Raw genomic sequence first — 6969 nt, 5'->3', positions numbered from 1 at the left:
GAACAGCGTCCATAACTCATCCGGCACCAACCGCTCAACCAGATCCGTCATGCACGGCTCAACGAACGATCACGCCAAAGGAAACGACGTCTAAGGGCTGTCCCGTAAGTATCGAACTATCGTCTCAGCAAAGGCGGGCGGCATGATGACCTCTGTGACGAACAGCGCGGATCTGCACCCTGCCCGGTTGCCGGGTTACGGCGACGAGCCGTTCACTCACCGGCCTGAGCTGCTGAACGAGCGATTGTTCTGGCTGGCACACCTCCACAACTGGGCGGACAGCACAGACGTGGAGGAACTGCTGTACGGAGCCGACTACGAGGCGGCCGGAGCTTTCCAGCGCCGGTTGCTCGCACAGGCCGACTGGCCCTCCTCCATCCCGCTACGGGCCGGCCACCGCTTCCATATCGTCTACCGCACGTTCGAGGAAGACGAGGGCGTCGACTATCTCCTACACCACCCCGACTGGGATCGGGCCGAGCTCCTCGCCACGGAGGAAGGCCACTTCATGGGCCCCGGACTGTCCTGGCCGGAGCTGGTCGCGGCGGCGGGCAACGCCTTGCCCGGCGGCACCACCACAGACCCCCACGCCCGCTTGCTGCTCCTGCTGCCCGCCCTCGGCGACGATGCCCCACCGGACGATGCGAAGGATCGCCTAGCGGCTGCCTTGCGGGCCCGCGCCAAAGCCGAGGCCGCCGACACGCTGGCCGCCGCCCTCCTCGAAGCCCAGGGCCTGTGGGGTCCGGCGCGCTGGACGACCACCGAACGCGGTGTCCGTATCAACGACGGCGAGTACTCGGTTCGCAACCCCGCAAACCTCGCTCTATCGCCCGACCGCCTGGCCAGCGTTTCTGTCGCACTGACTCCTTAATCGGTTCGCAGCAACGTCTGCGATGATCTTGGCCGTGGTTGGTGTGATTACGGCGTCGGAGCCGCCCTGGATAGCGCCGTTCACCGGGCTGAGCCCGCGCGCCTTCGGCAAGCTGGTGGCCCAGCTGCGGCGCGAGGGCGCCGACGCGACCGGCCGGGGACGGCCGTGGAAGCTGTCGTTGGAGGACCGTGTGCTGCTGGTGGCAGCGTACTGGCGGACGAACCTGACGCTGCGGCAACTGGCCCTGCTCTTCGGGGTGTCGAAGTCTGCGGCCGACCCGGTCATCGACCACCTCGGCCCGAAGCTCGCACTCCAGCCGCGCAAGCGGTTCGCGAAGGACGCGGTGCTGATCGTGGACGGCACCCTGGTCCCGACCCGGGACCACAAGGTGGCCGAGCAGTCGAAGAATTACCGCTACTCCACCAACCATCAGGTGGTCATTGACGCTGACACCCGGCCGGTGGTCGTGGTCGGCCGGCCGCTGCCGGGGAACCGAAACGACTGCCGGGCCTGGGTCGAGTCCGGCGCCAAGGCTGCTGTCGGGAACACCACCACGATCGCCGACGGCGGCTATCCGGGCACCGGCCTGGTCATCCCGCACCGCCGCCGCAAGGGCGAGGAACTCCCAGCACGGAAGCAGGCCCACAACAAGAGCCACAAGCAGGTGAGAGCCCGCGTCAAGCACGCCTTTGCCCGCATGAAGACCTGGAAGATCCTGCGCAATTGCCGCCTACGTGGTGACGGCGTCCACCACGCGATATCCGGCATTGCCCGCATGCACAACCTCATGCTCGCCGGGTAGGCGCCCGGTCGTCGCGACGGCAGGACGACCCCGACCGCGAGAACGATCATTTACGGGACATCCCTTAGGGTGGCCCTCCAGCCGCCCAGGGGATTCGATTCTCACCCGCGTGGAGCATCCAGCCGAGCCAGGAGCGGTGGACCGGTGTAGATCTGAGGCCATGGCTCCCGACATACCGGAATCCCCCGTCCCAATGGACCCGCCCCCCAGAAAGCGGCGGAACGTCTCGGCGTGGGCGGCTTGGGGAAGCTTGGGTGTGGCAGTCCTCGCGCTGGGGAACTCCATCTACTCGACCCAAATCGCTCAAACTGCCGAAAATAGAGCCAAAAATGTGCAACAGAGGGCCGATGAAGAGGCCAAGAAAGCGCAGGCTTCCCTCGTCACTTACGAGTTCCAGGACGACCAATCAGTCACCATCGAAAACCACAGCAAAGAACAGATCGGCAACGTGGTCTTGGTCTTCGAAGACAGGCACGAATATGCACACTTCGACGTGATCGACCCCTGCGGTTGGCAGCAGATCCAACAGCTATCGCAGTACAAAATTACCGGCGGGGCCTTCATCAAATTCACAGACTCCCAAAACATCGCATGGGAGAAGCATCTAAGCGGCGACAAAGCTGGGCTGCGCGAGGTCTCCGCCACGGCCCCACCGCAGGACGCCAAGGACATAACTTCGACCGTCGCGCCAACCGCGCATCACGGCACCCTCCAAAACTGCTAACCGGGACCTGTCGGAGGCCCCGGCTCATCGCAGCCGACCGAATCGCCGTCAGTGGGCAGGGGCATGCTGCGGCTGGTAATGGTTCTCTAGCCATGTCTGGAGTTTTGACTTGAACTATGTGCAGGCGTTGACACCGTACTGGTCGATCAGAAGGGGCAGACGATCTTCCGTATCGGAGCGCGCATCGTATACTCCACAATCTGTTGAACTCTGGCGAGCGAACTCGCCGGATGTCCGGGCGCCCTGGGCGAAGGTCACTGGTTGAGCTTGAGCGGCCCGCGCCATAGGCGGTTCAGATCGGGGGCGTGAAGAACTGCCACTCGTTCAGGATGCTCCCTCACTCCTACGGCCGCATCTTGAGGGTTTACGCGGCCCGGTCCGGGCTTCAGGCCATGACACACCATAGCCCCGGCCGGGAAGCCCATTTCGCCGGGGCTCGTTTCATCGGCCGCAGTACGGAGCGCCGCAGGACCTGTCAGTGGATGAACTCCACCCGTTTTGCTGGGTCATCGAGCCCGGCCCCGGCCGTCATGGTGGCTGTGTCCGCGCTCACCCTTAGCGCTGAAGAAAATGGCATCAACGGGGGTGACGGGCGTGTGGTCAACCGCCTCCAGGGCCGGATTGACGAAGGGGACTCCGCTCAGATTGCCAGCAATGACGCCGAAGAACTTGTCACCCACCGCCTTGAGTTGCTGGTAGTCGCCGAGCACGCGCTGCGGTGCTGGAAGGAAGGTCCAGTAATTCACCGGTGACTGGAACTTCTGGAGCGCGACATCCTTGAATGTTTTGCCGTGGTCCGCGCTGCGTGCGAGATGCGCCGAGAAGATCGGATATTGGCCAGCATCGCCGTACGGGGTGGGGACGGATGGCGTCTTTCCGTCAAAGGTGTCGTACAGAACGCCGACGGTCCCGTCAGACAGCACCGCGGCTGCGGGAAGGGCGGTGTTGGTGGAAGTAGACACGTCGTGCGCTGGACCGACGGTGAGCCCGCCCGAGCCGTTGTCCCTAAGGCGGCGGATCTTAAACTGGTTGGTGCCCCCTGCGGCGTCCTGGCCGTAGACGACATACACATCTCGATTGCGGGGGTCGACCGCAATGGAGTCGAGCCCGCCGAGCACGGCATTCACCCCGCCGAAGATGAAGGTTTGGTCACTGGGGACGGTATCCACGATGAGACCGTCCGGGTCTCCGTTCAGTCCCCAGGTGCGCCCCCCGTCTGTCGACCGATTGAGCCTGTAGATCATCTGGGGTCCCCACTGCTCGTACAGCACATAGACCGCGCCGTTCCGGTGATCGGCCGCGAGGCGCTGACCGGTAGGCGTACCCGCTCCCCCGGTGCCCGCCTTGTTGTCGACGGTGATGTTGACCGGGTCGGCGCCGTAGGAGACAGCGACACGGACTTCACCAGTGGTGTAGTCCTCGTAGGCGACATACGCGTCGTCCTGGTGGCGGTTGTCAGGGTCGTGGTTCACCAACAGCTGCGGTTGATCGGCCTGGGTGCGTCCATTGCTGGTGAGTTGGGCGGGATTTCCGTTCCAATGCCACTTATCAGCGCGGGTGGGGTCGGTTGTCGAACCCGTCACCACGCGCGTTGTATCGTCATTGAGGTCGAGCGTCATGAATGTCCCGTAGAGCCTGCCATCGCGGCCGAAGTCGATGGTCTGGTCACACGGACACAGATCCGTTCCCGGCACACCGGGCGGCGGCGGAATTGCCTTCTCGTCTTTCCAGGTTCGCCCGCCATCCTTTGAGAGGAGCAGGTCAGCGTTGCCGGGCCAGGCGTTCCCGAACCTGGCCATGGCGATCTCTTTAGGGTTGTTGGGGTTGACGGCGATGCTCGGCTCGTTGCCGCCCCCACTGTTGGCGGACGCCGTCCCGTCGACGATGAATACACCGTCCTGGTCCCTATGTGCGCGATTGCTGTACCGGGGGTAGGTGGGGCTCCACCCGCGGTAGATCCTTTTACCGCGTGGATCGTTGAGCGGGGTGCTGAGCAGTGGCGGCTTTGGGCCTGGAGCGACGGCGTGCGCTTGATCGGTGGGAAGATCGCCGATAGTGCGCGAGGTGCCGGATGGTAGTTGCGCCGGTCCTGAGGTGGCAGCGTGCACGGACCCGGGCGCGCTCACCACGCCCAGCATTGCCGCAGCCACGAGTGTTCTCGCGTTTGCAGCGAGTTTCGAAGATCCCATAGCGGGCATTTTGAAAGCCTGGTGAACCGACAGCATCGAGGAAACGCCTTCCGGTAGCAAGATCATGCCGATGGGTTAGCACGGCGCGGCCAGAGCGTTGAGCAAGCAGCCGATGGGACGGCGCGGGGCCGGTCGCTGCTACAGCCCGGCTCCGGGCTCGTCGGTGGCCACCGTCCGCAACGGGCGGTGGCCCTTCTCGTCGAGCTGGGCGAGTTCGCGTTCGTAGTCGACAGTGATCGAGCCGTAGTAGTTGACCGCCGAGCTGCGGGCCGGGGAGATGTCCGCCAGCACCTCGGCGTCCACCTCGCGGCCGGCGCGGTGCAGTTCACCGACGGCCAGGCCCATGTACTCGGTGTGCCAGCAGACCACCGCGTTCGTGACGACGGTCAGGCACCAGGCCTGCTCGTTCTGCTGCTCGGGCTGGCGCCGGGTGACCTTGCCTTCGCGGGCGTAGTGGAGCTGGCGGCGCAGGGAGTGGATGGACTCGCCCTTGTTCAGCTGCCGGGCGATCTTACGCCTATAGCCCTCGTCCGACAGGTACTTCGCGGCGTAGATCGTGCGCCGAATGGCCCCGTACTCCTTGAGCGCCGCGGCGAGCGCGTTCTGCCGGGAGGACGCCGACAGCTTGCCGACGATCAGGGAGGCGGTGGCGTACCCGTACTTCAGCGACCCGGCCAGGCGGAGGAGTTCGTCCCAGTGCGCGGCGACCAGGTCGAGGTTGGCCTTCTTCGTCAGCAGCGGCCCCGCGGTGGCGAACTTCTCCTCGTAGTCGGCCCTGGTGCCCATCCGGTACAGCGTGATCTTGCCCAGATCGCGGATACGCGGGGAGAGCTGCTTGCCGACCAGGTCGAACAGGCCGAAGTTGACCAGGGTGACGACGTGCGTGTCCGTGGCATGCTCGGTGATCGGCAGGTCGGTGGCGTTGCCCAGGATCTCGTCCAGCACGTAGTGCGCTTCGCGGTGCGTGGCCACGATCACCTTGGTGCCGAACGTCGAGTGCTGGTCCGAGACGTGGGTGTAGGTGGAGATGCCCTTGGAGACGAAGTACTTGTTCAGGTGCCGGGCGGTGATCGACTTGCCCCGGGTGGGGAACCGCTGCCCGTCCGAGGACGACAGGGTGCCGGAGCCGAACATGGCCGTCATGGGCAGCTGGTGGTGGTAGTTGACCAGGCAGATGTTCGCCTCGCGCAGCGTCTCCTCACGGATGTACCACTCCGCCGTCCACGCCAGCACGTCGTACGGGATGCCGCAGGACGCCGCCATCCCGTGCAACCCTAGATTCGCGGAGAGCCCGATCAGGCAGGCGATCAGGTTTCTCTTCAGCTGCGGGGAACGGGCCTGCGTGCCGCCGGCGTGCGTGAAGCAGTCCAGGAAGCCGGTGTGCCGGTCCATCTCCACCAGCAGCGAGGCGATGGGCACGTTAGGCAGCATCCGCTCCAGCTCGGTGTGCAGGTCCTCGGCCTCGCTGGGGATGTCCTCCGTCGTGAGCGGGGAGATGACCAGCTCGCCGTCGTCGTTGAGTCGAGGATGTCGACGGCGGACTGCGCAAGCAGGGTGAGCAGGATCGGGTGGCGCCGGTTGGGCTCGCGCCGCACCAGGGCCTGTGCGGTCAGACGGCGCTCGATCTGGGCCAGGTGGCGGCGCCGTTCGGCGGGCAGCGCGGACAGGTCGAGCGTGTCGGCGCCCAGGCCGCGCAGGAACTTCAGCTTCTCGACCTCGCCGTCCACGCTGTTGGGCGACGCCTGCACCGGCCCGGTCACCAGCCAGTGCAGCCGCGAGGACTTCAGCTTCGGCTCGACGACCAACAGCCCGTCCAGCCCCTGCGCGCGCCCGGCATCCAGCAGGTGAGTCACCCGGGCGTGGGTCTCCCGCTCGGCGGCCTGACGGGCGGTGGCGACCTTCTCCAGCAGCGAGACCACGCCCGACCGGATCACCTTCGCCGACCGCAGGTACTCACACCCCAGCCGGAACAGCAGACTCGGCGAGTCGTGCTCCATGGCGCGGGCCAGCAGGAACTCGTCCAGCTCCTTCAGCTCCAGTGCCTTCGCCGGCTTCCACCCCAGATAGTCGGCGATCTCCCGCAGATGGTCGGTGCGGGTCTGCTCCCGCTCGCCGTAGCCCGCCAGATCGCCAACGGCAAGCCCGAGCTGGCGGGCCAGACGGCCGACCGCCGCCAGCGGGATGGACGGCACGTCATCAGGCACGAAGCCCAGCCAGGGCAGCGTGGACAGCTGTACTGCGGCGCCCAGCACGTTCTGGGCCCCGCGGAACTTCCGCAGGAACGTCTGATCGGCCGGGGTGAGGGTGAAGTAGCGGATCAGCTCGTCCTTGCCGATCGCCGGGAAGGACAACCCTCCAGCTCCTCATCCGAGAACACCCGCGT

Annotated in this window: 6 protein-coding genes; 3 read left to right on the top strand and 3 right to left on the bottom strand. The window is 65.7% G+C overall.

Going from position 1 to position 6969, the window contains the following annotated elements; genetic code table 11:
• Positions 1–154 precede the first annotated feature (154 nt).
• From ACZ418_RS41355 to ACZ418_RS41345, 3 genes are all read left to right on the top strand, one after another.
• Positions 155–871 carry a hypothetical protein gene (locus ACZ418_RS41355; protein WP_468373591.1) on the top strand — a complete coding sequence of 239 codons (717 nt, stop codon included), beginning with the start codon at positions 155–157 and terminating at the stop codon, positions 869–871.
• Between the two features lie 34 nt (positions 872–905).
• On the top strand, positions 906–1673 hold the full coding sequence (locus tag ACZ418_RS41350; RefSeq protein ID WP_468373588.1) for a transposase: 768 nt from the start codon (positions 906–908) through the stop codon (positions 1671–1673).
• A gap of 256 nt (positions 1674–1929) precedes the next feature.
• The gene (locus ACZ418_RS41345) at positions 1930–2397 is read left to right on the top strand and encodes a hypothetical protein (protein WP_468373585.1); all 468 of its coding nucleotides are present in this window, start codon (positions 1930–1932) and stop codon (positions 2395–2397) included.
• Between the two features lie 506 nt (positions 2398–2903).
• Here ACZ418_RS41345 and ACZ418_RS41340 read toward each other — a convergent pair.
• From ACZ418_RS41340 to ACZ418_RS41330, 3 genes are all read right to left on the bottom strand, one after another.
• Positions 2904–4652 carry a sialidase family protein gene (locus tag ACZ418_RS41340; protein WP_468373582.1) on the bottom strand — a complete coding sequence of 583 codons (1749 nt, stop codon included), beginning with the start codon at positions 4650–4652 and terminating at the stop codon, positions 2904–2906.
• 72 nt (positions 4653–4724) lie between these two features.
• Positions 4725–6005, bottom strand: a complete 1281-nt coding sequence (locus ACZ418_RS41335; RefSeq protein ID WP_468373580.1) for a transposase — start codon at positions 6003–6005, stop codon at positions 4725–4727.
• Positions 5906–6937 carry a DUF4158 domain-containing protein gene (locus ACZ418_RS41330; protein ID WP_468373578.1) on the bottom strand — a complete coding sequence of 344 codons (1032 nt, stop codon included), beginning with the start codon at positions 6935–6937 and terminating at the stop codon, positions 5906–5908. Before ACZ418_RS41330 ends, ACZ418_RS41335 begins: the two co-directional genes overlap by 100 nt.
• Positions 6938–6969: the final 32 nt, after the last annotated feature.

Source organism: Streptomyces sp. NPDC030820 (genome assembly GCF_055572075.1).
This window is presented reverse-complemented; position numbering and strand designations above follow the sequence as displayed.